Annotated in this window: 24 protein-coding genes; 21 read left to right on the top strand and 3 right to left on the bottom strand. The window is 65.0% G+C overall.

Going from position 1 to position 25,579, the window contains the following annotated elements:
* Positions 1-240: 240 nt before the first annotated feature.
* From LB572_RS03045 to LB572_RS03035, 3 genes are read left to right on the top strand one after another with little or no spacing between them, the layout of a single operon-like run.
* Positions 241-642, top strand: a complete 402-nt coding sequence (locus LB572_RS03045) for a hypothetical protein (protein WP_224666662.1) — start codon at positions 241-243, stop codon at positions 640-642.
* Positions 639-2,333, top strand: a complete 1,695-nt coding sequence (locus LB572_RS03040; RefSeq protein WP_224666661.1) for a hypothetical protein — start codon at positions 639-641, stop codon at positions 2,331-2,333. The genes LB572_RS03045 and LB572_RS03040 overlap by 4 nt, the downstream gene beginning before the upstream one ends.
* A gap of 2 nt (positions 2,334-2,335) precedes the next feature.
* Positions 2,336-2,788, top strand: a complete 453-nt coding sequence (locus LB572_RS03035; protein ID WP_224666660.1) for a hypothetical protein — start codon at positions 2,336-2,338, stop codon at positions 2,786-2,788.
* On the opposite strand, the gene LB572_RS34335 is transcribed toward LB572_RS03035, so the two are convergent.
* Positions 2,785-2,907: a hypothetical protein gene (locus tag LB572_RS34335; RefSeq protein ID WP_263497781.1), complete on the bottom strand. Its 123-nt coding sequence runs from the start codon at positions 2,905-2,907 to the stop codon at positions 2,785-2,787. The genes LB572_RS03035 and LB572_RS34335 overlap by 4 nt on opposite strands.
* Between LB572_RS34335 and LB572_RS03030 the strand changes: the two genes are divergently transcribed.
* The 18 genes from LB572_RS03030 to LB572_RS02945 all read left to right on the top strand — a co-directional run bounded on the left by LB572_RS03030 (position 2,906) and on the right by LB572_RS02945 (position 23,885).
* A complete protein-coding gene (locus LB572_RS03030) occupies positions 2,906-4,468 on the top strand; it encodes a portal protein (protein WP_224666659.1) in 1,563 nt (520 codons plus the stop codon). The two genes, LB572_RS34335 and LB572_RS03030, sit on opposite strands and share 2 nt — an antisense overlap.
* The gene (locus LB572_RS03025) at positions 4,465-4,833 is read left to right on the top strand and encodes a hypothetical protein (RefSeq protein WP_224666658.1); all 369 of its coding nucleotides are present in this window, start codon (positions 4,465-4,467) and stop codon (positions 4,831-4,833) included. The genes LB572_RS03030 and LB572_RS03025 overlap by 4 nt, the downstream gene beginning before the upstream one ends.
* Positions 4,834-4,847: 14 nt before the next feature.
* Positions 4,848-5,699: a hypothetical protein gene (locus LB572_RS03020; RefSeq protein ID WP_224666657.1), complete on the top strand. Its 852-nt coding sequence runs from the start codon at positions 4,848-4,850 to the stop codon at positions 5,697-5,699.
* A 161-nt stretch (positions 5,700-5,860) separates the two neighbouring features.
* On the top strand, positions 5,861-6,736 hold the full coding sequence (locus LB572_RS03015) for a phage capsid protein (protein WP_224666656.1): 876 nt from the start codon (positions 5,861-5,863) through the stop codon (positions 6,734-6,736).
* Between the two features lie 71 nt (positions 6,737-6,807).
* Positions 6,808-7,089: a hypothetical protein gene (locus LB572_RS03010; protein WP_224666655.1), complete on the top strand. Its 282-nt coding sequence runs from the start codon at positions 6,808-6,810 to the stop codon at positions 7,087-7,089.
* Between the two features lie 74 nt (positions 7,090-7,163).
* On the top strand, positions 7,164-7,781 hold the full coding sequence (locus LB572_RS03005) for a hypothetical protein (protein ID WP_224666654.1): 618 nt from the start codon (positions 7,164-7,166) through the stop codon (positions 7,779-7,781).
* A gap of 3 nt (positions 7,782-7,784) precedes the next feature.
* Complete coding sequence (locus tag LB572_RS03000; protein ID WP_224666653.1) at positions 7,785-9,830, top strand: hypothetical protein; 2,046 nt, start codon at positions 7,785-7,787, stop codon at positions 9,828-9,830.
* Positions 9,831-9,844: 14 nt separating this feature from the next.
* Complete coding sequence (locus tag LB572_RS02995) at positions 9,845-10,414, top strand: hypothetical protein (RefSeq protein WP_224666652.1); 570 nt, start codon at positions 9,845-9,847, stop codon at positions 10,412-10,414.
* Entirely contained in the window at positions 10,408-13,233 is a 2,826-nt protein-coding gene (locus tag LB572_RS02990; protein ID WP_224666651.1) for a transglycosylase SLT domain-containing protein, read from the top strand. The genes LB572_RS02995 and LB572_RS02990 overlap by 7 nt, the downstream gene beginning before the upstream one ends.
* Positions 13,226-18,226, top strand: coding sequence for an LPD38 domain-containing protein (locus LB572_RS02985; RefSeq protein WP_224666650.1), 5,001 nt, complete (start codon positions 13,226-13,228; stop codon positions 18,224-18,226). The genes LB572_RS02990 and LB572_RS02985 overlap by 8 nt, the downstream gene beginning before the upstream one ends.
* Before the next feature lie 57 nt (positions 18,227-18,283).
* Complete coding sequence (locus LB572_RS02980; RefSeq protein WP_224666649.1) at positions 18,284-20,752, top strand: hypothetical protein; 2,469 nt, start codon at positions 18,284-18,286, stop codon at positions 20,750-20,752.
* A gap of 24 nt (positions 20,753-20,776) precedes the next feature.
* On the top strand, positions 20,777-21,172 hold the full coding sequence (locus LB572_RS02975; RefSeq protein ID WP_224666648.1) for a hypothetical protein: 396 nt from the start codon (positions 20,777-20,779) through the stop codon (positions 21,170-21,172).
* A gap of 80 nt (positions 21,173-21,252) precedes the next feature.
* Positions 21,253-21,972, top strand: coding sequence for a class I SAM-dependent methyltransferase (locus tag LB572_RS02970; protein ID WP_224666647.1), 720 nt, complete (start codon positions 21,253-21,255; stop codon positions 21,970-21,972).
* A gap of 71 nt (positions 21,973-22,043) precedes the next feature.
* Positions 22,044-22,823 carry a hypothetical protein gene (locus tag LB572_RS02965; protein WP_224666646.1) on the top strand — a complete coding sequence of 260 codons (780 nt, stop codon included), beginning with the start codon at positions 22,044-22,046 and terminating at the stop codon, positions 22,821-22,823.
* A 1-nt stretch (position 22,824) separates the two neighbouring features.
* Positions 22,825-23,037 (top strand): hypothetical protein, encoded by a 213-nt coding sequence (locus LB572_RS02960; protein WP_224666645.1) that lies wholly within the window; start codon positions 22,825-22,827, stop codon positions 23,035-23,037.
* A gap of 1 nt (position 23,038) precedes the next feature.
* A complete protein-coding gene (locus LB572_RS02955) occupies positions 23,039-23,281 on the top strand; it encodes a hypothetical protein (protein WP_224666644.1) in 243 nt (80 codons plus the stop codon).
* Positions 23,269-23,466: a hypothetical protein gene (locus LB572_RS02950; protein ID WP_224666643.1), complete on the top strand. Its 198-nt coding sequence runs from the start codon at positions 23,269-23,271 to the stop codon at positions 23,464-23,466. The genes LB572_RS02955 and LB572_RS02950 overlap by 13 nt, the downstream gene beginning before the upstream one ends.
* Positions 23,467-23,492: 26 nt before the next feature.
* Positions 23,493-23,885, top strand: a complete 393-nt coding sequence (locus LB572_RS02945; protein WP_224666642.1) for a hypothetical protein — start codon at positions 23,493-23,495, stop codon at positions 23,883-23,885.
* A gap of 181 nt (positions 23,886-24,066) precedes the next feature.
* Here the strand turns inward: LB572_RS02945 and LB572_RS02940 are convergent, their stop codons facing one another.
* Both LB572_RS02940 and cobT read right to left on the bottom strand, forming a co-directional pair.
* Complete coding sequence (locus tag LB572_RS02940) at positions 24,067-24,327, bottom strand: hypothetical protein (protein WP_224666641.1); 261 nt, start codon at positions 24,325-24,327, stop codon at positions 24,067-24,069.
* Between the two features lie 224 nt (positions 24,328-24,551).
* Positions 24,552-25,577 (bottom strand): nicotinate-nucleotide--dimethylbenzimidazole phosphoribosyltransferase, encoded by a 1,026-nt coding sequence (gene cobT / locus LB572_RS02935; protein ID WP_224666640.1) that lies wholly within the window; start codon positions 25,575-25,577, stop codon positions 24,552-24,554.
* Between the last annotated feature and the right edge of the window lie 2 nt (positions 25,578-25,579).

Below are 25,579 nucleotides of genomic sequence, written 5' to 3'. Positions count from 1 at the left end.
CGACCTGGCCTCGACCAGGGCGGCAGCTGCAGCCCTGCCGCCGGCCGCCGGCGCTGCAACCATGGCGCGCGGCGCGGGCCTCCCCCGAAAGAGGGGTCGACCCCCCATACAGGGGCAGGCGTTCTCACACCGTCCGCCGTTTTTGCATCTGCCGGAGGCCGCCGGCAGTGAGGGTGGAGTTTGGGCGCGGGTCGACGCGGTGCTGCGGGGCGCGGGTCCGGGGTATGGGGACTGCGCTTGATGGATGCTGCAGCGCAAAGTTTGGACACGTCCAAATCGAAAGCGGATGCCGCGTTGGTGGAGCTCTACCAGCTGCTGGCGAAGCGCAATGCGCCGACCGCCGGCAGTTTCACCAGCCTGTCGGTCGACGAGAGGCGGGAATATTTCCGGGTCGCCCGGCAGCGGAGCCGGGCCAGGGCGCGGGCGGCCGCCGGCGCCGGCGCGCTCGATCCGAGCTCGGGCAACGTCCGCGACGCGCTGGCGGATGCGGCGCTGATGATCCTCGCCACCGACGCGCCTGGCGCCAGCCTGGTGCTCGAGATCCTGGCGAAAGTGTTCCGGGAGCGCCCTGGCGTGCCGATGCTGGTGCAGCAGCGGGCCAAGGTCGGGAAGATGCGGCCAAAGCGGGTGGTGCTGTCATGAGCGCGCACATTTCCGACATCGTCAGCCGCGACGATCTGACGATCCTGGCCGAGGAAGAGGTTCGTAAGCTCGTCGCGAAATACGAGCTCGCCGAGCACTTCGACCCTTACCGGTACGTTCCACCTGGTCCTGTTGCGCAGGCCTTCATCCTGTCGACGGCGCTGACGAAGGTCATCATGGGGCCGCTCGGCGGCGGCAAGACCACGACCTGCGCTTTTGCGCGGATCTATGCCGCCACGATGGCGCCGGTGGCGTGGCATCCGGAAGACCGCAAACCGACGCGCATGTGCCGCTGGATCGTGCTGCGCGACACCTTCCGCTCGGCCGAGAAGACGGTTCTGGAAAGCTGGAAACAGTGGTTCCCGAAGGGCTATCCGGGATCGACCTGGACGGGCGGCAACGATCGCCCGGTGACGCATGTGCTGCGCTTCATCGGCGCCGACGGCGTCCGGATCGAGGCCATCACGGAATTCGCCGGCCTGGGCGAGGCCTCGATCGAGACGCTGATGAAGGGCCGCGAATATTCCGGCGCCTGGCCAAACGAGCTCGACACGCATGCACCTGGCGCGCTCGACGATCTCGAGCAGCGCGTCGGCCGCTATCCGAAGTCCGACATCTTGCTCACACAGGCCGAGCTCGTCACGCTGGCGAGGCAGCTCGGCAAGGTGTCGATCGCGTCTGGGCCGCGCATGCGCTTCGTCATCGGCGACATGAACGCGCCGACGATCGACAACTGGACCTATAAGGCCTTTGTCACCAACAAGAAGCCGGACCGCCTGCTGTTCCGCCAGCCGTCCGGCCGGTCGGTCGACGCCGAAAACCGCTTCAACCTCGAGGCGGATTATTACGATCGCATTATCCGCAACCAGGAGGAACATTTCGTCAAGCGCATGGTCGACAACGAGTTCGGCTATTCGCGATCGGGCAAGCCTGTCCTTTCCAGCTTTTCCTACTTCCGTCACGTCGCCGGCGGCCGCCTCGACTACCGGCCCGAGCTCGACTTGCATATCGGCGTCGACGCCTCGACATCCGGCCTGTCGCCGGCGGCGATCTTCGCTCAGTCCTGGGCGCCGCGGCTGGCATTCGTGGACGAGCTCTATCTCGGCCATGGTGTAGGCACGGCGCGGTTCGGCGAAGGCCTCAAAAAGAAGATCGATGCCGAGTATCCGGACGCGAAGCGCGTCCTGGTTTGGGTCGATCCGGCGGCGCAATACGGCGCCGACAAGGAGGGCGGGCAGCTTGCGGCGCTCGAGCTGCTGTCGGTCATCCTTGGCCTGCCGGTGATGGTGCCGGCCAACGGCTCCAACGAGCTCGGCATGCGCATCGATGCGATCAATTCGGAACTGCGCGGTTACCTTGAGCCGCACTCGCACCTGATCGTCTGTCCGGAAAAGTGTCCGCTGTGGCTCGAGGGCGCCGCCGGCAAGTACCGTTTCCGCAAGAAGCCGGAAAACTCGGGCAACGAATACGACGATACGCCCGAAAAACTGCATCCGTGGTCCGACCTGCAGGACGCCGGGCAATACGTGACGCTCGGCATTCGCGGCCGCGCTGCAGCAATCCGTGGTGCCGCGACCGGGCGCGGCCAGGGCGAGCGTGCCGGCGGCAACAGGTGGGGTTCGCAGGCCGCCGGCGGCGATCGGCGGCCGGCGCCTAAAGAACGGGGCGGCTTCAACCCGCACAAGTTCTGACCGTGGCCATCACGGTGACATCGCCGGCGACGCTCTTCGAAATGGCCGAGCTCTCGGGCGCGAGCTCACGGCTGATGTGGGCGGTGGCGCGCGAAATGTGGGCGAAAGGCAGCACCTTCGCCATACGGGATGGAGACGAGCTCGTTGGCCTCGCTGGAATCTATCCGATGTCGCCCGATTGCGGCGAGTGCTGGTTCAACATCCGGCCCACAGCAGCCAGGCGCATGCTGGCGATCTGTCGGGCGATCAAGTTGACGATACGGTCCAGCGGCTACCGTGAAATCGTGGCCGTGGTCGGCACGGAAGCCGGCAAGCGTATCGCTGCAGCGGCCGGATTGGCGTTTTTCGAAGCAACGGAAATGGGAGAAATCTGGTCATGCAACTCTTTGGTGGCGGCAACGACGCCGCGAAAAAGCAGCTCGAGGCCCAGCAGCGCCGCAGTCTCGCCGATCTAGCCAAACAGCAAGGCGAGGTCGATCAGGCGGCCGCTGCGCCGGCCGGCGGCGCCCGAAAGCAGGGTCGCGGCCTGCTGACGTTCCTGTCGGGAAGCGGCCAGGACACGTTCGGCTGACATGTACGAAACGAAACGCCTGAAGGAGCGGCGCAACGCCGCTAAGCGCGAGCACGACACCTTTCAGCCGCTCGTCGACGAGGCGTTTCAGTACGCCATCCCGTACCGCAAATCGACGCGCGACACCGGTACTGGTGAGAAGCGCGTCGACCAGGTGTTCGATCAGACGGCGATCGACAGCGCATTTCGTTTCGCGGGCAAGCTGCAGCAAGATCTCTGGCCAACTGGCCAGCAGAATTTCGAGCTCGAGCCCGGGCCGATCGTCATCGACCAGAAGCAGCGCGAGGGCATGAGGGCTCAGCTCGAGCCGATCTCCAAGGTGCTTACGGCCTTCGACGATGACGGCGACTGGGACATGGCGTTCCACGAAATGGCGCTCGAGCTGTCGGCCGGCACCGGCGCCATGCTGATGAACTCGACCGACGATCCGGATCTGCTTTGGGAGCCGATCTCGGTTTCGATCGACGAGCTGATCCTCGAGAAGGGCCGCAACAACAAGATCTCTGGCATCTTCTGGACGCAAAAAATGTGCCTGCGCGTGCTGTGGGACACGTGGCCGGAAGGCAAGTTCAGCCTCGAGCTCACAGAGCGCTGGCGGACCAAACCGGAGGAAGAGATCGACGTCAACTGCGACACCGTATGGGACAAGCAAAAGCGTCGGTGGGTGATGCTGATCTGGTGCGATAAGCAGGAAACGATCATCTACACGTCGATGTCGCGCACCTGTCCCTGGCTGACGCCGCGCTACATGCGCGTTCCCGGTGAAACCAAGGGTCGCGGCCTGGTCATGCTGGCGATGCCGACCATCAAAACCGCCAACACCGCAAAGCGTTTGATGCTGCAGGCCGGCGCGATCGCCATGCTCGGCATCTACACGGCCGTCGACGACGGTGTTTTCAACCCGGACCTGGCGCCGCTCGAACCTGGAGTTTTCTGGAAAGTGGCGCGCAATGGCGGCACGCTCGGCCCTTCCGTTTCTCGCTTTCCGGATCCGCGCCTCGACCTGGCCGGCCTCGTCGTCAAGGACATGCAGTCCGAGATCAAGGCGACGATGATGGATCAGACGCTGCCGCCGGACAGTGCGGCGGTGAAATCGGCAACCGAGATCCTCGAGCGCGTCAAGCGGCTTGCCGCCGACCATATCGGCGCGTTCGGCCGCCTGGTGAAGGAAATCGTGGTGCCATCCGTGCGCCGGCGCATGGAGCTCGCCTACAACAAAGGCCTGATCAGTACAGAGATCCCGATCGACCAGCTGCTGGTGCGCGTCAAGGTCAAGTCGCCCCTGGCGCTGGCGCGTGAGGCCGAGCGCATCGGCAAGATCGTCCAGTGGCTGGAAATGGTGATCGCCATCCTGACGTCGGTCGGCGCGCCGCAAGGCGTTAAGCGCATCGCCAAACTCGAGGAGCTGCTGACCGATGTCGCAAGCGACATGGGCGTGCCGTCGAAATACGTCGTGACGACGGATGAACGCGCCGAAATGGACAAGGCCGAGCAACAGCAACAAGCCCTGTTGGCGGCGGCCGCTGCAGCGACGGGCGCAGCGGGTGGGATGCCGACAGCATGAGAGACAGGAACGTCCAGGACATCGTCGCCGGCGCGGCGCGCAGCGGTTGGGAATGGTTCGAAGGCGCGGACGAGAGGATCCGCGAGCGCCTGGACGTCCGCCAGTCACTGGAGGGGGAAGATGCCAACGCGGTCTCGCGCGCCTGGGCCGACTTCGCCGCAACGCCCGGCGGCGAAAAAGCGCTGCTGGCCCTGGCCAAGGCGACGCTCGACCGAACCGTCTTCTTCGTCAATCTCGGCCTCGATCCCATGTCGATGGCCGTTTTCGGTGCGTTCCGTGAGGGTCAGAACGCGCTCGCGCATGAAATCTTTCGCCAGATTGCCAAAGGCCAGGGCGAAACCCTCCTTCCGAGAGACGTGACTTAACCGGAGAACGTGACATGTGGAATCTTTTGGAGAAGTACCTGCCGCTGCGCGCGCCTGAAGGCGGCGGCGGCGGTGGTGGCGATGGCACCGGTGGCGGTGGCTGGACGGCGCCGGCCGGTCTGCCTGACGAGTTCAAGGGGGCATCTGCCGATGAAACCTTGGGCAAGCTGCTCGGCGGTTTCAATGACGTCAACACCAGGTTCGGCGGCCTGCGCGACAAGCTGGCCACAATGCCGAAGGCTCCGGAAAAGCCGGACGGCTATGTCTATGAGCCGAGTGACAAGCTGAAGCCCTATTTCGGCGACCTGAAGGCCAATCCCGTTTTCGACCAGGCGCGGCAGGCTTTCCACAAGCACGGCATTCCTGCGCAGGCCTTCGCCGGCGTGATCGAGGATCTGTACGGCCCGTTGGCCGAAAAGGGCCTGCTAGGTGAGGTGTTCGATCCGAAAGCGGAATTGAAGACGTTCGCGAGCGAGCTCGGCCTCGATGCCGCCGGCGCGACGAAGGCCCTGACCGAAACCGACGCCTTCGCCAAGGGCCTTTTCACCCAGCTGAAGGATATCCCGGAAAAGCTTAAGCCGAAGGTCGAGGCGGCGTTACTCGGCTTGACCGACACGGCCGAAGGCAACGTGCTGCTGCGCGCTCTATCGGGGCGCCTGGCGGAGAACGGGATCCGGATTGGCGGCGACGGCAACGCCGCCGGCGCGCTCACGGTCGAGGACCTGAAGAAACTCGATAACGACCCGCGTATCGATCCGGCGAACCGCAACCATACGGATCCGGCGAAGCGCTTCGACGAGGATCTGCGCAAGAAGTACGACGAGGCCTATCAGCGTCTCGCGCCGGCCAACAAGACGGCCTGGTAAAGTTGACCGCATCGCCGCCCGATTAGGCTTCTCATGCACTTTCGGGCGGACCTGCGCCGCCGGTGGCCTCTCCGCCTCCTTGCGAGGACCAAAGGCGGACCTGCCGGCGCGTTCGCGGCCTCTCCACCCCGGTGTTTCCCTTTTAACATCGGAGTTTCCAAATGACCGTGAATGCACCCACCTGGTTCCCGACCCAGTACGCGAACCGGGCCATGCACATCTACCAGAACAAGGGCAACCGCCTCCGTCCGATGGTGACGGCCGCGACCCGCATCGAAGGCGCCGAAAAGGCCGTCTTCTGGCTCGCCGGCAAAACCGTCGCGCGCAAAAAGACCGCCGCCAATCAGCGCAACATTCCCGGCGGCGCCGATCGCAAGAAATTCGAGGTTCCGCTCGCCACCTGGGTGGCCTTCGATACCGTCGAGGAATTCAACCTCGATCGCATGTCGGTGGACGAAAAGGAAATCGTCTACCAGTCGGGCGCCATGGCGCTCGGCCGAGCCACCGATATCGAGGTCTACACCGTCATGAAGACGGCCAAGCCGGCCGCCGATGCCGGGCTCGACTTCTCGGCCGGCGCCTTCACCGCGGCTAATGCCCTGACGCTTTGCTCTGCGCTGCAGAACGACAAGGTGCCGTGGGACGGCCAGGTCTATTGCGGCCTGCCCTCGCTGCAGTGGAACCAGTTCCTCGGCAACAAGGTGGTCAACTCGGCCGACCATGTGAAAGACCTGCCGTTCACGCAAGCGACCGACACCCGCTTCTGGAACGGCGTCAACTGGTTCCTGCAGGTCGAGGAAGACCCGGAAGACTTCTACCGGGTGCCGGCGGCCAACAAGCAGGATCTGATGATCTGGCACAAGTCGGCGCTCGGCTGGGGCAACCATACGGATCTCCGCGTCATCCCGCAGTGGGACAACTACGAAGACTGGTGGACCATCAACATGCAGGCCAAGGGCTGCGCCACCACGATGCAGGAAGGCAAGGGCATCAAGTGCTTCACCACCAGCTCGAACAGCGCGATCGCCATCGTCTGATTTGACCGGCCTACGCCCGGCGGCCATTCCGCCGGGCGGTTTTCCTCAAACCGCAACCGGAGATCCGAACCATGGCTTTCAATGCCAAAGGCTTCAAGACCCTCACCCATATCGGCACGCCCGATGTGAACGGCGCTGCCGGCACCAATGTCGCCCTGCACGCCTATGTCACCAACGACGACACGGCCGCCGTCATCACCGCGGGCTATTTCAACAGCATCGCGACCCGGCTGAAGAAGGGCGACATCATCCTGATGTCGCTCGACAACGACGGCGCGCCGATGTTGCGCAACTACCTCGTCACGGCGATCGCCGCCGGCGTCGTCACGATCGCGGCGCAGAACGTCGCCTGACGCTTTGCGCTTCGTCGCCAGCTCCGGCGCGTCACGTCGCCGGGGCTGGTTTTTGGTCACGGTAGGAGCTGATCATGTCGTTGCTGCAGCCTCTCGATATCGTCAATGCCGCCTGCGCCGTCATCGGCGAGGATCCGCTCGAGGCTTTCGACGGCGAGGCCGGCGGCGCCGCGATCTCGATCTATGAGGATGTCGTCGGCTTCAACTGCGGCGTCTATCAGTTCTCGTTCTGCCGATCGCTGCGCCAGCTCTCCCGCGTCAGCGACGCCGTGCCGCTTTCCGGCTGGACCTATGTTTTCGACCTGCCGCCCGAGCGTGTCGGGCCGCCGATCTATGTGACCGACGACATCACCAGCCCCGACCATCGCTTCAATCGCTACAGCCTGGTCGACGCCACGGTGCATGCCAGTTGCGAGCCGCTGTTCGCGATGATCAAGATCATCCCGGCGCCGCATCTTTGGAGCGCTACGTTCAAGTCTTGCACGATCAGCGCCGTTGCGGCCAGGCTCGCTTTCTCGCTGGCGTCCGATCGCCAGACGATGGAGACGCTGACGCAGGTCGCCTACGGCAGTCCGATGGAGAATTTCCGGGGCGGGCAGATGCGTGCCGCGATCAATGAGGACGCCCAGGCCACGCCGCCGCGCAAGCCGGACTGGCGAAACAATCCCTTCGAACGCGCCTGGAAGAGCTGACGCATGGTTGCGCGCCCGGGCAGAATGCAATCGGCGAGCACTGCCGGCGAGCTCGACCCTTCACTGCACGATCGCTGGGAGCTGAAATATTTCGGCACCGGCGCGCGGCGCATGGAAAACGTCCAGGTGATCCCGCAAGGCGGCTTCAAGGTCCGGGATGGTCTGCGCGACGTCGGTGCCGTCGATGCTGCAGCGTCTCGGATTTTTCCCTTCGACGCGTCCGACGGATCGTCCTACGACCTGGTGTTCAAGCCGCTGGGCTGCGCCATGTGGGGCGAGACGGCCGAGCTCGACACTGTCGTCACCGGCATCACGGCTGACATGCTGTCGACGTTTACGGTTGCCCAGCAGCTCGACACCATGCTGCTCTTTCACAACGATCTGAAGCCGCAGCGCATCAAAATCCTGGCGCCGGACAATTGGGCGGTCGACGACGTGCCGTTCGTCGGGATCCCGACCTATGACTATGGCGCGGTCTACACCAATGGCGTGCCGGCAAAATGGCAGCTGGAATTCGTAGGTCTGACGTCCGCCGCGACCGTGTTTTACCTGACGGTTTCGAACCAGAAGACGATTTCGATCGAGTACAACAGCGACATGCTGGTCCTGGCGGCGGACATCCAGGCGGCAATCCTCGATCTGCCGAACGTCGCGGCGGGCGCGACGGCGGTTTCGGACAGCGGCGGATCCGGGGGGAGAAAAATCAACATCGAATTCGCCGGCGCCGGCAACGTCGGCGACGGGTGGGCGGTTTCCGGCGACGTCATCAACAAGGCCGACGCCGCGATCCTCTCGTTCAAGACAGTGCCCGGCGTCGATCCCGGCGAGCCCTTGATATCGCCGACCAGGGGATGGCCGCACTGCGGCGCGTTCTACAGCCAGCGACTGCTGGTCGGCGGCTTCAAATCGCTGGCCAATGCCTGGATGTTCTCGAAGGTCGGCGACTACTACAACTACGACAAGCGCTTCACGGAGGCGAACGGCCCGGCGCTCATCCCCATGGACGTTGCTGGCGGCGAGCGGATCGAGCGCATCGTGCCGAACCGCAACCTGCTGATCTTCACGACGCAAGCCGAATACTGGCTGGCGGAGCGGGCGCTTTCGAAAACGACCGCGCCTAACCATGTCCAGTCGTCGCGCCACGGCACGCGGCGGGGCGTGACGATCGTCGAGAATGAAGGCGCTGCCCTGTTCCTGCATTCGGATGGCGATGTGCTCGGCGAGAACCGGTACACCGACGTCGAAGGCAATTTCGTCGCCACGGATATTTCGCTGCTGGCGCCGCACCTGGTGAAGCACGGCAAGGATCTCGCGATCCGCCGCGCCAACACCTCGACCAGCGGCAATCTGCTCGGGATGATCCTGGACAGCGGTGAGGCCCGCCTGGTGACGATCCTGCGCGAACAGGAGGTCACCGCCTTCACACGCATGACGACGGCCGGCACGCCGATCGCCGTCTCGGTCAACGGCCGCAACGAAATGAGCTGGCTGATCGACCGGCCGGATGCTCGTCGCCTCGAGCGCCTAGAAAGCGGTTTGCTGCTCGACGCGGCGATTTCCTTCACCTACGGCGTTCCGACCAAGGTGATCGGCGGCCTGGCGCGCTTCAACGGCCGCGACGTCTGGGCGATCGGCGACGACGACGTGTTCGGGCCGTTCCATGTCGCCGGCGGATCGATCACGCTGCCGGCCGGCGTGATGGCGGTGACGGTCGGCACCTGGTCGCCGCCTGTCATGCAGACGTTGCCGTTGCCGCGCACGGTCGGCCCGAACATCGTGTTGAAGCGGCGCGCGCGTATCCATTCGGTGATCCTGTCCGTGCTCGACACGACGTCGATCGCGATCGGCGTGAACGGCAAGCCGCCGGTCGATATCGACCTGCTCCGCTATGGAGCTGTCGCGGACCTGCCCGAGCTGCAGGCGCCGTACACCGGCGATCTCAAATTGCGGGGACTGACGGGTTACCAGGATGATCCGTATGTCACCATCACACAAACGCGACCTGGCCGCATGACCGTGCGGTCGATCACCATCGAAGCGGCGCTCTAGGGGAGGCCAAGACAATGCAGGCGGCAATTTCGGCGATTGCCTCGATCTTCGGCGGGGGCGGTGCGGCCGCCGCCGCGACAGGCGGCGCGACGGCGGCCGGTTTGAGCGGTGCGCAGACGCTGGTCGGCGTCCTGTCGGCGATCGGCACGCTCGGGGCTGGCTTTGCGAGCGCGCAGGCATCCAAAGATCAGGCCGACGCGGTCGAGCTGCAGGCGGGGCAAGACAAGGTCCAGGACACGCAACGGCAGACGCAAATGAAGCGCACGCTACTGCAGGTTCTCGGCGACAACGACGTGACGTTCGCGGCGGCCGGCATCGACATTTCTGGCGGCATCGCCCAGGACGCCAAGCAGACCGCGACCCAGCGCGCCGCCGACGAGCTCACCATCGACCGCCGTGACAGCGACTTCCGCATGGCCTTGGCGAAGATGCGTGCACAAGGCTACCGGCGACAGGCGAGCTCGACGATCGGCGGAGCGCTGCTTGGCGCCGCCGGCGGCCTGCTCAACACTGGCCTCGACGGTGCCGTGCGCGGCGGGCCTGACTTGACGACGAAATATCCTGCAGGGGCGGGCCTATGGTGAACCGGCAGTCTCGAGATCCGGGCGCGCTCCGGCAGTTCGACCAGTACGCCAAGATCGGCGACGCGCAGTCCTACGCCGTCGACACCGGCGAAGCCTGGCGCGCTCTGAGTTCCGTCGCTGGCAAGCTTTCCGATCGTCTCGGCAGGATGGCCGACGCCGCTGCAGCGCGAGAGGGGGAGCAAGCCGGCCTGGCGGCAGGAGCGTCGTCGGGCGCTGCATATCTGCAGATGCAGGCTTCGCAGGCGGCCGCTGCAGGCAAGGCCGGCCAGCTTTCCGGCGACGCAGACAGCATCGTCACCCAGGCGGCCGCTCGGCACGGCGTGAGTGCGGCGTATCTGAAGCGCGTGGCGATGATCGAAAGCAGCGGCAATGCCAGCGCCGTTTCGCCTACCGGCGCCAAGGGGCCATTCCAGTTCGTTTCGGGCACCGCTCGGCGGTACGGCCTGGCCAATCCTTTCGATTGGGGCCAGTCGGCCGACGCTGCAGCACGCCTGACTGCCGACAACGCGGCGTATCTGCGCAAGGTGCTCGGGCGCGACCCTACCGCCGGTGAGCTTTATCTCGCTCACCAGCAAGGTGCCGGCGGCGCGGCGAAGCTGCTCGCTGATCCCAAGCAGCTTGCGTCCACGGCTGTCGGAGCGCGGGCGGTGGCGGTGAATGGCGGCAAGGCTGGGATGCAGGCGGGAGAATTTGCCGGCTTGTGGACGCGTAAGTTCGCGGACATCGATGGACAGCCGGCCGGTGGCGCTGCGCCGGCGCCGGCGCCCGGACCTGCGCCGGTCGAGCCGCCAAAGGGGCTGGTCCAGGCGGGAAATATCGACCTGGGCAATCGCCCCGTGGTCAAGAATGAGGACGGCTCGATCAGCACCGTCCGATCAATCTCGTTCGAAGAGGACGGCAAAGAGATCCTGATCCCGACCGTCTCGCCTGACGGGAAGCTGTTGAGCGACGATGACGCGATCAAGCTCTACCATCGCACCGGCCAGCATCTGGGTATCTTCGACAACGCCAAGAACGCCACGGCTTACGCTAAAAACCTGCACGAAAGCCAGGCCGCCTATTATGGCGGGGCGCACTCGGGCACCCGGCCGGTTGTTCCTGTGCTGTCGACAACGCCACTGGCGCTGCAGCGCAGCGACACGATCTATGGCGATGCATACAATCGCGCCGCCTCGAGCGCCTATGGCTGGCGCATGCAGACCGGCCTCGAGACGCAGATGCAGGCGGCCTATGAGGCCAACCAGGACAACCCGGCCGGCCTGGCCGACGCGCTGACGAAGGTTCATTCCGAATTCGCCAAGGATGCGAACCTTGCGGATCCCCACCTGGCGGAGGCCTTCGACAAGCGCTTTGCCGAGCGCAGCCAGGCCTTCATGCTCGACGCCCAGAACAAGGCGGCTGCGAAGATGCGCGAGACGGAGCAGGCCTCCGCCTTCGAGGGTATGGCGGCGCAGCGGCTCGGGATCGAACGCCAGGCGATCGCGCTCGGCGCCAATCCCAAGGGCGACCAGATCATGCAGCGCGAGCTTGATCGTGCTGGTCGCTCGATCGATGGCGCGCTTGCCAACGGCACGCTGACCCCGCTGCAGGCGGCGAAGGCGAAGGCAGACCTGGCCGAGACGGCGGCGACCGGCCGCGTGCGCGGCGTTTACGAAGCGCTCGACACGCCGGAGAAGAAAGAGCAGTTCGCCACGGGATTGCTCGACGACTGGACGGCCGGCAAAGGGCCGCTGGCCAAGCTGCCATACGACACGGTCAAGGCACTGTCGTCGACGCTGTGGAACGACGCTCGCGGCCAGATCAACCAGCGGACCGCCGCGCAGAAGGTCGAGGCGGCGCGGACTGAAGACCTGGTGAAAGACGACATCGCCAGCGTTGCTGCGACCGGCAAGGGCCTCGATCCGAACGAAAGCGGCCTGTCGCCCGACAAGGTCGCCAGCTTGCTCGGGCCGGAAAAGTTCGACGCCTGGCGCGCCGATCGCGCGCAGGCCGAACGGACGTGGCAGGCGACGTCTGGCATGGAGACCGCAACGCCGGCCGAGATCTCGCAGCGCCTCGAGGCGCTGACGCCGAAGGCCGGCGCGCCGGGCTTTGTCGGCGACGCCAAGGTGTTCGATGCAGCGACCAAAAAGGCGCAGGCCGTGCTCAAGGCCCGCGCCGACGATCCGGCGGCCGCTGTCGAAAGCGCCTTCCCGGACGTGAAGGCCATGGCCGACCAGGCGAACCCGCAAGACGCGAACAGCATGCAGGTTCTCGTTTCCGCCCGACTGCAGGCACAGAAGGCACTCGGCATCGACGAGCTCGGCCAGTCGCCGCTGACCAACCAGGAAGCGCGCGCCCTGGCGCGGGCAGTCACGGCGCAGCCGGATCCGGCTTTGCAGTCCAAAGCCATGAGCCAGCTGGTCGACCAGGTGCAGGCGACGTATGGGCCGCATGGCGACGCGGTGCTGAAACAAATCCTGCAGGTCCAAGGCATCGACAAGGAAATGGCGGGTTTCGGCGCCGGCCTGTTCTCGCGGCTGAACCGCGGCAACAAGCCGTCGATCGCCGACAAGCGTCAGGGCGGCGTGTTGTCGGAAACCGACGCCGCCGCGCAGTCAGGTGCGGCCAAGGGGTCGGATGCGTGGCCAGTGCCGAACTACAAACAGACGCAGATGCTGTCGGCAAATCCGCAGTTGGCGCCGCAGTTTGACCAGAAGTTTGGGCCGGGCGCGGCGGCGCGTTTGCTGGGCAAGCCGCAGACCATGAAATTCAAGGTTCCGGGCGGAACTGAATTGCTCGAACCCGATGGCAGCGAAGGGTTTGTCGCCGATGAGTAATCCATTCGACACGCTCGACGATGCCGGCGCGGAAGGCCCGAGCGAGGTGCTGCAGCCAGCGCCCCCGCCCGGCTATGTCGAGCGCTTGAAGCTGAATTTCGAAGCGGGGCAGCGATACAATACCGTCCTGGGCGCGATCAACGACGCGACGACGGAAAAGAACCGGCATGATCGCCAGCGCTTCGACGCGCGCTACGAGAGCTTTCCGGAATGGAGCGGCTTCCTCGAGGGATCGACGGCGCTCGCCGGCACAGTCGCCGGTACGGCGGCAAGCCCCGAAAATTTCATTCCGATCGGCCTAGGCGAAAAGGTCCTGGTCGGCACCAAGGCGGCCGTCACCGGCCTTTGGGCGAAGATCTTCTCGGGCGCGATCGACAGCGCGGCCGCCAATGCCGTCTCGGACGCGGCAATCCAGGGCATCGAGCTCGGCGCCGGCAATCGCGACAGCTTCGACCCTTGGCGCTACGCCAGCGGGATCCTGCTCGGTTTCGGCATCGGCGGCGCCGGCGGCTCGATCGCGCATGGGCTCGACGTGCGATCGAAGGGCAAGGCGACAAGTGAACTGTTTGACGCTGCAGCAAAGGAAAAGGCAGCGGCGGCCGAGCCCGGCGCCAATCCTTTCGACGGGCTGGACGATGCGCCGCCGGTACCGGCGGCCGAACCGGGCAAGATTGTCACGGGTAAAGAGGTACAGGCGGCGTCCGCACCGCCAGTTCCTGAAAAGCCGGAAGCGGCTCCGGCGCCAAAGGCGAAAAAAACCAAGGCGCCGGCCGCCGCGCCTGTTCCCGAAAAGCCGGAAGCGGCAACGCTGGGCGATGAACTTTCCGCGCAGGCCGCAGCGGCGAGAGACGTTGCGCCGATGCCGGCACCAGCCGCTGCAGTCACGCCCGACGAGATCCTGACCGGCGCCGGCCACGATCTCAAAAAGGTCGAGGCGGACGGCCACGACATCAACCAGGTGATGGCGTCGGCCTCGCCCGAGAATGCAGGTCGCGCCGTCCAGGTGCAGGAAATCGCTTCTCTCAAGGATCGAGTGACGGAGCTCGAGCAGCTGCAGCCGGTGCAGAACGGCTACGGCCCCGGCCTGCTGCGCAATGACAAGGCCGCTCCGGACCAAATGGTCTACGAGCTCGGCATGGGTGCCATGACCAAGCCCGAGCTCGACGCCGAGATCTCGAAAGCCAAGGACCGGCTGACGGCGCTCGAGGAAGGCCTGGCCAAGGGCAACGTCGACGAGCGTATCGCATCTGGTGTCGAGCTCGGCCGCGCCGGCCAGGCGAAACGCCAGGCCGCGCAGGAAAAGGATCTGGCGGAGGTTAATTCCTTCATGGCGACGCCGGTGCAGACCGGCGCGCTGCGCGGCCAGCTGCAGCGGCCTGCCGGCGGCTCGGCGGCGACGTCGAAGGCCGTCACCAACATCGCCCGCGTTCGCGAGACGGCGGAGGCCCTGGCGGTCGCCCTGGACGTCGCCGCGACCAGGCAAGGACGTTTGCCGCGTGCCAAGGGCGGCAAGGTGCTCGGCGTCTTCAAGTCGCCGAGCGGCGTGGTACGGGTGAAGTCGCTCGACGATTTCGACGTGCTCAGCCACGAATACGGCCACCATGTCGAGAAGAACATTCCCGGCATGACCGCGCTGATGAAGGCGCACGCGGCCGAGCTCCGAAAGCTCGACTACGATCCCGTCGCCGGCCGTCCAACCGAAGGTTTCGCCGAATTCTTCCGCCTCTGGCTGACCAATCGCCCCTATGCGCAGAAGGAAGCGCCAGCCTTTGCCAAATCTTTCGAGGCCTTGCTCGCGACGCATCCGGAGATCTCGATCGCGATCGACCAGGCGTCGAAAGCCTGGTCGGATTTCCTGTCGGCGCCGTCGACGGCCGCCGTCGCCTCTACCATCGTTTCGGCAAAGCGCAAGGGCTGGGTCGGCAAGACCAGCGCCGATCTCAAAAAGCAGGGTGTCGCCGGCACCATCCACGACGTGCTGCAGCGGATCTACACGTTCGCATTCGACGATCTGAACCCGCTGGCCCGCGCGGTGAAGGAGCTGCAGGCGGTGCATATCGCCAACAAGGGCAAGCCGATGGACATCAACGTCTCGAGCGACGCCTACAAGCTGGCCCGGATGTCGCGCGGCGCCTACTCGGCCGGCCATATGGACGTGATGTATGGCGTGGCGCCGTATCGCGGCACGCATCCGGAAAGCCCGAGCCTGCGCGATGCGATCGTCGAGGCGACCGGCAAGCCGAACGCGCTGTCCGGATGGGACGCCGACAAGGTGCGCGACTTCGGGTCGTACCTCTGGTCGCGGCGAGCGCTCGGCGAATGGGAGCGGTTCCGCGCCGGCGAGATCCCGAACCCGCCGGACAAGCTTACGCATGGCGATCATCTGCAGAACGTCGCCGAGCTCGCCAAGGCAAATCCGCAATTCGTCAGCGCGGCCGACAAGGTGCATGAGTTTGGCCATGCGCTTTGGAAAAAGAAATTCGACGCCGGTCTGATCGATCAGGTCACCTATGAGGATGGCCTGAAGATCGTCGACTATGTGCCCGGCCTGCGCGATTTCTCATCGGACACCGACGCCAAGGTGCCCGGCGGCCGGTCGAAGGGCAAGACCGCCAAGGGCGGATTTGCCAGCCGCTTCCGGGGTTCCAAGCGCGACGTCATCAATCCGCTTGAGAGCATGGCGGCCGACGCCTACGAAACAGCGATGGCGATCGCGCGCAATGACGTCGTCAAGGCGCTCGACCGCCTGGCGTTGACGGCCGGCCAGGGCGCCGGCGCGATCGCCGAGCGGATCCCGGCCAAGGAAATGAAGGCGACGATGATCGACCCGCTCGAGGCGGTCGAGACGGCGGCGCGCAATGCCGGCCTGGCGAAGCCCGATATCATGATGCTGCGCGACAGCGTCGAGAGCGCGATCGGCGACGAGAAGGCGGCGATCTTCCGGCCGGCGATCATCAACGACAAGGGTGAGCCGATCGTTTTCTTCCGCGACGGCGGCAAGCTGCAGGCGCTGCGCCTGGCGGACGGCAAGTTCGGCAAGGCTATGTACGGCACGCTCGCAGCGATGTCGCAGCATGAGCGCAACTTCTGGCTCGAGCTCGTGGCTGTGCCGGCGCGGATCCTGCGCATGGGCATCACGACGGCTTTCGAGTTCGTCGGCGCGAATTTCGTCCGCGACCAGGCCATGGCCGCCATCCTTTACGGCAAGCCGCTGCAGCGGCTAGGGCGCTCGCTGCAGGGCGCGGCCGACGATCTGCTCGGCTCAGAGACTGCTAGGCTCTATTCGCGCGTTGGCGGCCTCTCTGGCGGGCAGGAAACGGCGTCGCTGTCCAAGGTGATGGCGGAGCGGGATCTTGCCGGCCTGCGCCGCAAGGGCTGGGTTGCGAACCGCCTGTCGTCCTGGCACGGGATCCTGTCGGTGGCGGAGGTCTCCGAAACGGCGACCCGGCTTGGCCTTTTCCGCACCTTTGCCCAGGAAGCGAAAGCCCGCGGCCTTTCCGACATGGAAGCGGCGCTCGAGGCGAGCTGGCGTGCCCGCGACTATCTCGACTTCGACCGGCGCGGATCCGGCATGGCGGCGCTGGCGCGCGTGATCCCGTTCTTCAACGTCGCGCTGCAGGGCACCGACAAGGTGACGCGCCACATGATCGCGCCGATCGCCAAGAAGATGCTCGGCCAGGCGCTGTCGCCGGAAGACACCCGGGCGCTCGGCGCGGCCGCCAAAAGCTGGGCCTATCTTGCGGCGCTCACGGTCGGCTCGATCTCTCTCTACGCGCTGCAGAGCCGCAACGAGGACCATGACGAGATCTCGGCGCAGACCAAGGCGACGCACTGGATGATCAAGTCTGGCGGCCGCTGGGTCGCGGTGCCGAAACCCTTCGAGCTCGCGACCGTCATCAACCTGGCGGAGGCGTCCTATGACGCCATGGTCAAGCAGGATCCGGCCGCCGGCGGCCGCTGGCTGGACAGCCTGTTCTATACGCTGGCGCCGCCGTCGATCCTCGAGGGCAATCCGGCGATCACCTCCTATTTCGAGGTCAAGACCAATACCGATTTCTTCACCGGCGCGCCGATCGTGCCCGAGCAGTTGCAGGGCCTCGAGCCGTTCCTGCAGTACACGGCGCGCACGTCGGAACTGTCGAAAGAGCTCGGCAAGGCCTTCAACATTTCGCCGGCGATCGCCGACCATCTGATCACGGCGCATCTGGGATCATGGGGCCGCTCGGCGCTTTCGCTGTATGACCTGGCGCAGCCCGACGCGCCGGGCTTCGCATGGGACGATGCGCCGATCTCGCGCCGGTTCATCAAGGACGCGGCCAAAGGTTCGCAATCCGTCACCATGTTCTGGCAGACGGTCGGCGAGCGCCAGGGCACCCTCGAGGGAAAGGCGAAGAGCTGGCGATCGATGATGGACAGCGGAGATCCCGCCGGCGCGGCTGACTATTACGCGTCGCAGGATGACATCGCGAAGGTCTATATCGGCATGTCGGCGATGGAAGCGAAGGCGCGCCGACTGCATCCTCTGCTGCGTGCGCGCGGCGCGATCGAGGCGATCGGCGCCATCCGCCGGGATCTCGCCATGAACCGGCTGACGGACGGACAGGGCAATCCGCTCGAGATCGGCTCGGCCGCTCGCACGGCCGCCGATGACATCCTGTCGACCTTGGGCATGGCCATGGCGCGGAACGCTCTGGCGCTGACCGGCGTGCCCGGCTGGGCGCAACGGCAGGAGATCCCGGAAGACGGGTTCTATCGCGAGCTCGAGGCGGTCTCGCCGGATCTCGCGCAGCGCCTGGCCGATGGCTTCGCCACCAACAAAGTCTGGACCTACGAGGCGGTGAAAGAGGCCTGGCCGGACCTGCGCCAGCGCGTCCTCGAGGAAGGATCGCAGGCGCAGGTGCTCGACCTGGTCGGCGAAGTGCAGTCGGCCGGTAATCCGCTCGAGGGCGGAATGAAGATCAAGCGCAAGAAGAAACCCGCCCTGGTGCCGTGAAGTTGACGGCACGGCGGGTGCCTCATCATTGGCCCGATCACAATCGGGACCCGAACCATGAGCGCAGTCTTCCCCGTCAATCCGGATGCCCGCTGGCGCAGTTACACGGCCGCTGCAGCGCAAACCGTTTTTGCGATCCCGTTCCCATTCCAGGATGATGACGACGTCACCATTCTGAAAGTCGCGCTCGACGGCACGGTCTCGACGCTGGCGCGGCCGGCCGACTACGACGTGGCCGGCGCCGAAAACCCCGCCGGGGGCAGCTTCACGCTGACGGCGCCGGCGGCCGCTGGCGAGAAGTACATGCCGGTCGGCAAGGCCGTGCTCGAGCGCGTGCTGTCGATCGTGCGCGGCGGCCGCTACAATTCCGCCGCCACCGACGAAGATCTCGACCGGCTGATGATCATCGCCCAGGAGCAGCGGCGCGATATCGATCGCAGCTGGAAAGCCGCCTACGGCACGGCCGGAGGCGCGATCACCGCGGGCGCCGATGGCGAGCTTGTCATGTTCCAGGACGGCAACATGGTCGGCTCGGGCGAGAATGTTTCGTCCATTCTCGGCTCTACCGCTTCGGCCGTTGCCGCTGCAGCGACCGCCACGGCACAGGCGGTGATCGCCACCACACAGGCCGGCATCGCCACGGCGGCCGCCGCGTCGGTGGCGGCGGCGGTGGCCTTGATCGGAACTGCGCTGCAGCCGGACACCGGAAAATTCGCGCAGGCGCTGACGGGGAAATTCTGGCAGGTCGACGCAGCTCGCATCCATCGCATGACCGACCGCGTGTTGATCGATGCGGCGGCCCGCGATTTCAACGGAAACAGGGGCGAGAATGCCTCCTATGTGGCCACCGCCCCGGGCGGTTCGGGCTATCTCGATCGCGCCGCCAGTTTCGCCTCCTACTCCTCTAAAGGCGGTGTTGGCGGCTCGTTTGCCACGCGTGCTAGCGACCAGTACACGCAATTTCCCAACTACGGCGTCGCGGGTGCCGTCCCGACGCCATGGATTTCCGGCGCAAATGGCGTGCTCGGCACCCGCGTCGCCTACCAGGGACGTGTGTACGACGTCACGGTCGGCGGTGTGTTCTCCGGCGTGGCGCCGGTTCATACGGCCGGCGCGGCGGCCAATGGCACCGCAACCCTGCAGTTTGTCGACTACACCTACATGGTGCCGATCGCGTTGTCTGGCTTCGCCATCCAGGACAGCGCGGATATGGGGACGGCTGTCTGGGCTCTTTATCTGGAAACGGTCAGCACCACGGCCGCTGCTTCCTATGCCGGCGAAATCGCCGTCAAGAACAAATCGGCCACCAACCCCATCACCAGCCCCTATTCGCCGTTTTCTGCGGCTATGGGCATTGGCTTCGCCGGCGGCGGCGATCCAGCCGCCGGAGCACCAACCAATCCGTCCGCGCACGCGATCCTGATCTACAAGAACGGCAGCACGTGGAACACGGGCATCGTCTTCGCCGCAGATGGCCTCACCGGCAGTGATGGCGTCGCGGGCTTCGGCACGGCGATCAAGCTTGCCAGGGGGCATGTCATCGAATGGCAGTATGCCGGCAGCAATGTCGGGTTCGATCTCGTCTCGACCGTCGACGTCGCGACCGACAAGCAGACGCTGTCGATCGATAGCTCCGGAGCGCGTTTCCTAAACGACAACTCGCTAGCCTCCTTCCAGGTGGCGAAAGTCAGCGGCGTGCTCACCGGTTACATCGCCGCGTTCGGCTCGACCGCCGGCCTGCCGGTTTTCCAGACGCAGGGCTCCGCAGCCAATGTCGGAATGGGGTTCCAGACCAAGGGTACCGGCGGCTTCAGCTTTGTCTCGAACTACAACGGCACGCCGGCGACACAGTTCGCGGTCTCTCATACGGCCAATGCCGTCAACTATGTGCAGGCCACCGGCGCCATCGCCGCGGCTGCTCCTTCGCTTGCCGCTGCCGGTACGGACGCCAATATCGGCATGGGCTACGCCACCAAAGGCACGGGCGTCCATTCCTTCTACACCAACGGCACGGCCAAGCAGTTTGAAGTTGCCCATGTGGCGAACGCCGCCAATTACTGGCAGCTTCAAGGCTCGGCCACCGGACAAGCCGTCACCCTTCGGGCCGCCGGTACCGACGCCGATATCCCGCTGGTGCTGCTTTCGAAGGGCGCCGGAACGATCTTCTTCCGCAACCAGGGCCTCAACACATTCCAGGTCGACGGGCCGGCCGCCTCCGTCAACAGGCTGGCAGTCATCGCGGCGGTCACGACCGGCAGCCCCTTGCTGTACACCTCCGGCACTGACGCCAACATCAGCGGCGCCCTTCAAGGAACGGGAACCGGCGGCTGGAAATTCCTCGACGGCGCCGGCGCCAAGAAGGTCGAGTACAACACGACAGGCGTCGGCTTCTTTGGCGTGGCACCTGTGGCGCAGCAGGCGATCGGCGCAGCGCTTAGCACCGGCGGCGCGGAGACAAACACCAACATTGCCACCCGCATCAACCAGATCCGCACGGCTCTGATCAATCTCGGCCTGGCCGCGTGACGTGACCGCAAAACAGGAGAACGCATGAAAATCGACTTCACCAAGCCGCTGATGGCGCTCGACGGTACGCCTTTGAAGGCTTCGCCCGACCCGAAAGGGCCGGATATGACACTGCAGGATGCAGCGATCTCCGGTCTGCTTGCCGCGCCCAAGGACGGGCAGGGCACGGTTCGTGCCGCCGCCGACGCGTTCAAGCTGGCGTTGCGCATCAGCAACGCATGCAAGGAAGATACAGATCGTCTTGCTGCTCACGTAAAAGAGCATGGCGATCCGAGCGGGTTCAAAGCCATTGGCTGCGAGATCGATGCGGCCGAAAGCACAGTGATCAAAGAAGGCGTAGGCCGCGCCTTCAACTATGCGCCGAATGTCTGCGGACCCGTCGATCTGCTGCTAGAAGGGCAGGCCATCGTGAAGGAATAAGGGCCGCGACAAACTTGCCAGCGCGACGACGATATGGAAGAACGCGCGCGTACCCCGGAAAGCAAGTGGGAGTGAATATCGTGAGCGACACCTTTAGGCACGTCCGTGACCCAGCGGAAATAGCCGACCTGGCCAAGAAGTCTACATCAGAACTTGCTCATATATATTTCGAGCGATCGGGCGCCGTTTCCATGAAATGGCACCACTATCTTGATGTTTATGACCGCTACTTGTCGGCCTACCGGGGGAAGGCAAATCTTCGTTTCATGGAGATCGGCATTGCGGACGGCGGGTCGTTCAACATCTGGCGGCCTTATTTCGGGCAGGCCGCGATCCTCTATGGGGTCGATATCGTACCGAGCTGCCGGGAAAAGGTGGAAGCGCTCGGGCTCGATTGCCAAGCCCGGATCGGCAGTCAGGCCGATCCGGAATTTCTCCGATCGGTCGTCAAGGAAATGGGTGGTCTCGACATCGTCATCGATGACGGCAGCCATGTTGCCGAGCACCAGCTGACGAGCTTCCGGACGCTGTTTCCGCTGTTGTCGGAAGGCGGCCTATATATCTGTGAAGATCTTCACACCGCCTATTGGGCGGACTGGCAGGGCGGCCTGCGCCGACCGGGAACGTTCATCGAAGTCGTCAAGGACATCGTCGATTGCTTGCATAGCTGGTACGGCCCAGTCGACAACGCCATGGCGGACATGGACCTGCACCGCAGCATTCCGGCGATCCACGTGCACGACAGCATGGTCGTGATCGAAAAAGCGAAGGTCGATCCGCCGTCCCTGATCATCATGTAGGGTCTCGCTTCAGCGGTTGACGCAACCGCCACTGGCCTAATCTGCCGTCACCTCAACCAGGGACGGCGGGCATGGATCGGAACATTCCAAAGGCAGCGGCCGCGCTGCTCGATTTCATCGGCAGCATCGAAGCGCCGCGCGGCTACGACACCGTTTACGGCAACAACCAGGCGAAGCTTGTAAAGCCGCTCACGTCGATGACGATCGACGAGGTGATCTCGGCCGGGCTTTCCTGGTCGAAGATGTTCGGCAGCTCGGCCGCCGGCAAGCTGCAGTTCATGCGCGCCACGCTGCAGCGCCTGAAAAAGAAGCTCATGCTCTCTGGCGCCGAGCTCCTGGATGCGGGCATGCAGGACAGGCTCGGCTACCAGCTGCTGATCGAGCGCGGCTATTCCGACTTTGTGGCCGGCAAGATCGGCCCGATAGCGTTCGGCAAGGCCCTGGCGCAGGAATGGGCGTCCTTCCCGGTGCTCTCCGCCACCAAGGGCGCGACGCGCTCGCTGAAGCGTGGGCAGAGCTACTACGCCGGCGATGGCTTGAACAAGGCGCTTGTGTCTCCGGAGCGTGTCGAGGCGATGCTCGCCCAGGTGCTTGCCATGGCCACCGCGCCGGCAGACAAGCCCGCCAGCGCGCAAACGCCGGCGGCCTCGCCGCCCGTGGCCGCGGCACGGGAACCGCAGCCCTTGGCGGCACCCGTCAAAACGAAATGGTTCGCCGGGATCCTGGCCGCGCTCGGCATCGGCACTGCCGCCGGCGGCGCCGGGTGGCAGTCCGGCGAGTGGATCCTGTTCGGCGGGATCGGCTTGGTCGTGGTGATTGTCGTGGCGGTCTGGCTGCATCGGAGGAAATGACATGTGGGCAAGGATCAAGGCCTGGTTCAAGAACTCTGAAACCATCGCATGGGCGCGCCTGCAGATGCTGCTCGGCGCCATCATGACCACGATCTCGGTCACCGATCCGTCGCTGTTCAATCAGTATGTGCCGGAGAAGTGGCTGCCCATCTACATCGTCGGCTCCGGCGTGCTCACAGAACTGCTTCGCCGCGCCCGTGCAAAGGATCTCTGACATGGTGGAGATCTTCACCGCACTGCTTCAGCAGGCGCTGCCTTACCTGGCGCTCGCCGGCGCTGCGATCGCCGGCGGCGCCTTCGCCCTATGGCGCGCCTGGCGCAAGGGCAAGGCCGACCAGGCGGCGGCGCAGGCGGCAGAGGAAGCCAAAGCCCGCGACATCGCCGACCAGGTCGACAACGACGTCGGCGCGCTGCCGGCCGACAAGGTGCGCCAGGAGCTGAAGACATGGGACAAGTAACAGCCCTGGCGCTCATGCTCGCCTTGGCACTTGCCGGCTGCAGCACGGCCGCCGGTAGCTTCTGCAGCGTTTCCTCGCCGGCCCGGCTCTCGGCCGCCGCCGTCGACCAACTCACCGATGCCCAGGCCAGGGCGTTGCTGGCGCACAACCGCAAAGGCGAAAAGCTTTGCGGTTGGCATCCTTGAAGGGCGGACCGATGGAGGGTGACAGCATGCCGAATGCTTCGCAGAAGATCGCCGAAAACGTCTTGCTCCTCGCCGTGGCGCGGATTTCGATGGCGCTGGCTTTGCCGACTATTGGTCTGCTGTTCTGGCTCTATTCGAGCTGGCAGACCGACCAGCTTCAGACGATCCGCGAGAACGTCGCTTCGGTGCAGCAATCCGCCAATGGCGCCGCAACGCAGGCATCGAAGCTGTCGGAACGCTTGACCGCGGTCGAGACCAAGCAAGTGCAGGATGCGGCCTCGAGCGAAAAATTCCAGTCCGCGACGTTGACTAGGCTTGACCGCGTGCAGGACAGCATCGTCGGGCTCTCGAATGCCGTTGCGGCTCTCACGGCCACGCTGCAGGCCATAGAGCAGGAGCGACGAACCCGGCCGAACTGATACGACAGGTCGCGTGAGCGAACCCGCTGATTTATCCGGCAAAGCTCACGGGTCGAAAAGCCAAGCTATTGATATTGTTTAGTGCCCAGTCTTCTCTTAATCAGCGGGTCCACAGTTCGATCCTGTGCACACCCACCAAATCTTCTCATCAAAATAACGAAGTTGACCGCAAGAGCGGCGCCTACGGCGCCGTCTTGCCGAGGCTCGCCTTGAACTTGACCTTCATCGTGATCTGACCGCTCACCGTGAGCTGCGATCCGCCGTAACCGCCTGTGTTGCGGTCCCTGGCATTGAGATTGGTGCTCATGCCGGCAATCTCGCATGTATCGGCGACGGTCTCGAGCACCATGGCGCAACTGCCTGCAGCGACCTTGTAGAAGGAGCGAAGCGCGACCTGCTGCTGCGCGGCAGCGTCGTCGTCATCCTTGACCGGAAAGGTCATCGAGATCGACGACTGGATCCTGGCCGACCCGTCTTCACCGGGGCGAAGCGGGCGAACATATTGATCCTGAGACAAGGCCGGCGAAGCCGCGGAAACAAGAATCGCAGCAGATATTAGATATTTCAAATACATCGATCGATCTCCCATGAGACATCTACATCCCATGGAATAACCGAGATGACGTTATTTCGATGTTTCAACAGTGTTGAAATTTCGACCGATTTTTATTTTTCCGAAACGCCGGCCTCGGCGAAGCTTGCCATCCTGGCATGGCATTCCAGCGCCGAGCGCACGATGTTGACGGCAAGGCAGGCGCCGGAGCCTTCGCCGAGCCGCATGCCAAGATCGAGCAGCGGTGGCAGGCCGAGTGATTCGAGCAGGCGGCGGTGACCGGCTTCGGCCGAGACGTGGGCGGCGACGGTGTGGGCAAGGCCGGTCGGGTGCAGCCTGGCCAGCGGCGCGACAGCCGCGGTGCAGACGAAGCCGTCGAGCAGCACCGGCACGTTGTTCTTGCGCGCGGCGAGCGTGGCGCCGAGGATGGCCGCCAGCTCACGTCCGCCAAGGGCCGCGGCGATCTTCAGCGGGTCGGAGAGCGAATCGGCATGGCGCTTGAGGCCTGCCTCGATGGCCACGACCTTGCGCTGCAGCCCGGCATCGTCGACACCGGTGCCGCGCCCCGTCCATTTTTCAGCGCCGCCGCCGAACAACGCGGTCGAGATCGCCGCCGCAGGGGTGGTGTTGCCGATGCCCATCTCGCCGAAGCAAACTAGGTCGAGATCCTTGGTCACGGCGTCGTAGCCGGCCGAGATGGCGGCGAGGAAAGCCTTTTCGTCCATCGCCGGAACCTGCGTGAAATCGCCGGTCGGGTGATCGAGATCGAACGGGATGACGTCGAGCTTGGCGCCGGCGATGCGGGCGAGCTGGTTTATGGCAGCGCCGCCGCCCGCGAAATTCGCCACCATCTGCACGGTGACTTCCGAAGGATAGGCCGACACGCCCTGCGCGGTGACGCCGTGATTGCCGGCGAAGACGAAAACCTTCACCGCATCGAGCTTCGGCATGTCGCGGCTCTGCCAGCGCGCCAGCCAGGCGGCGATCGTTTCCAGCCGGCCCAGGCTGCCCGGCGGCTTAGTCAGCGTGTCCTGGCGGCGGGCAACGGCTGCTGCCGCGGTGTCGCTGCCGGCGGAAAGGTCGAGGCAGGCGGCACGCAGGTCTTCGAGGGATTTGAAGGAAGTTGATTGGGGGCACATGG

Origin of the sequence: Mesorhizobium sp. BH1-1-5, assembly GCF_020165615.1 — a bacterium.
Classification (GTDB): Bacteria; Pseudomonadota; Alphaproteobacteria; order Rhizobiales; family Rhizobiaceae; genus Mesorhizobium.
The sequence above is the reverse complement of the archived record's forward strand: the minus strand, read 5'-3'. Positions and strand labels throughout refer to the sequence as shown.

Bases quoted from the DNA above. Each gene is read 5' to 3' on its own strand.
- LB572_RS03025 (WP_224666658.1), top strand. From the start codon at position 4,465: ATGAGAGACAGGAACGTCCAGGACATCGTCGCCGGCGCGGCGCGCAGC.
- LB572_RS03020 (WP_224666657.1), top strand. From the start codon at position 4,848: ATGTGGAATCTTTTGGAGAAGTACCTGCCGCTGCGCGCGCCTGAAGGC.
- LB572_RS02965 (WP_224666646.1), top strand. From the start codon at position 22,044: ATGGATCGGAACATTCCAAAGGCAGCGGCCGCGCTGCTCGATTTCATC.
- LB572_RS03015 (WP_224666656.1), top strand. From the start codon at position 5,861: ATGACCGTGAATGCACCCACCTGGTTCCCGACCCAGTACGCGAACCGG.
- LB572_RS02990 (WP_224666651.1), top strand. From the start codon at position 10,408: ATGGTGAACCGGCAGTCTCGAGATCCGGGCGCGCTCCGGCAGTTCGAC.
- LB572_RS02950 (WP_224666643.1), top strand. From the start codon at position 23,269: ATGGGACAAGTAACAGCCCTGGCGCTCATGCTCGCCTTGGCACTTGCC.
- LB572_RS02960 (WP_224666645.1), top strand. From the start codon at position 22,825: ATGTGGGCAAGGATCAAGGCCTGGTTCAAGAACTCTGAAACCATCGCA.
- LB572_RS03000 (WP_224666653.1), top strand. From the start codon at position 7,785: ATGGTTGCGCGCCCGGGCAGAATGCAATCGGCGAGCACTGCCGGCGAG.
- LB572_RS02945 (WP_224666642.1), top strand. From the start codon at position 23,493: ATGCCGAATGCTTCGCAGAAGATCGCCGAAAACGTCTTGCTCCTCGCC.
- LB572_RS34335 (WP_263497781.1), bottom strand. From the start codon at position 2,907: ATGTCAGCCGAACGTGTCCTGGCCGCTTCCCGACAGGAACGTCAGCAG.
- LB572_RS02985 (WP_224666650.1), top strand. From the start codon at position 13,226: ATGAGTAATCCATTCGACACGCTCGACGATGCCGGCGCGGAAGGCCCG.
- LB572_RS02995 (WP_224666652.1), top strand. From the start codon at position 9,845: ATGCAGGCGGCAATTTCGGCGATTGCCTCGATCTTCGGCGGGGGCGGT.
- LB572_RS02980 (WP_224666649.1), top strand. From the start codon at position 18,284: ATGAGCGCAGTCTTCCCCGTCAATCCGGATGCCCGCTGGCGCAGTTAC.
- LB572_RS02975 (WP_224666648.1), top strand. From the start codon at position 20,777: ATGAAAATCGACTTCACCAAGCCGCTGATGGCGCTCGACGGTACGCCT.
- LB572_RS02955 (WP_224666644.1), top strand. From the start codon at position 23,039: ATGGTGGAGATCTTCACCGCACTGCTTCAGCAGGCGCTGCCTTACCTG.
- LB572_RS02940 (WP_224666641.1), bottom strand. From the start codon at position 24,327: ATGACCTTTCCGGTCAAGGATGACGACGACGCTGCCGCGCAGCAGCAG.
- cobT (WP_224666640.1), bottom strand. From the start codon at position 25,577: ATGTGCCCCCAATCAACTTCCTTCAAATCCCTCGAAGACCTGCGTGCC.
- LB572_RS03030 (WP_224666659.1), top strand. From the start codon at position 2,906: ATGTACGAAACGAAACGCCTGAAGGAGCGGCGCAACGCCGCTAAGCGC.
- LB572_RS03010 (WP_224666655.1), top strand. From the start codon at position 6,808: ATGGCTTTCAATGCCAAAGGCTTCAAGACCCTCACCCATATCGGCACG.
- LB572_RS03040 (WP_224666661.1), top strand. From the start codon at position 639: ATGAGCGCGCACATTTCCGACATCGTCAGCCGCGACGATCTGACGATC.
- LB572_RS03045 (WP_224666662.1), top strand. From the start codon at position 241: ATGGATGCTGCAGCGCAAAGTTTGGACACGTCCAAATCGAAAGCGGAT.
- LB572_RS03005 (WP_224666654.1), top strand. From the start codon at position 7,164: ATGTCGTTGCTGCAGCCTCTCGATATCGTCAATGCCGCCTGCGCCGTC.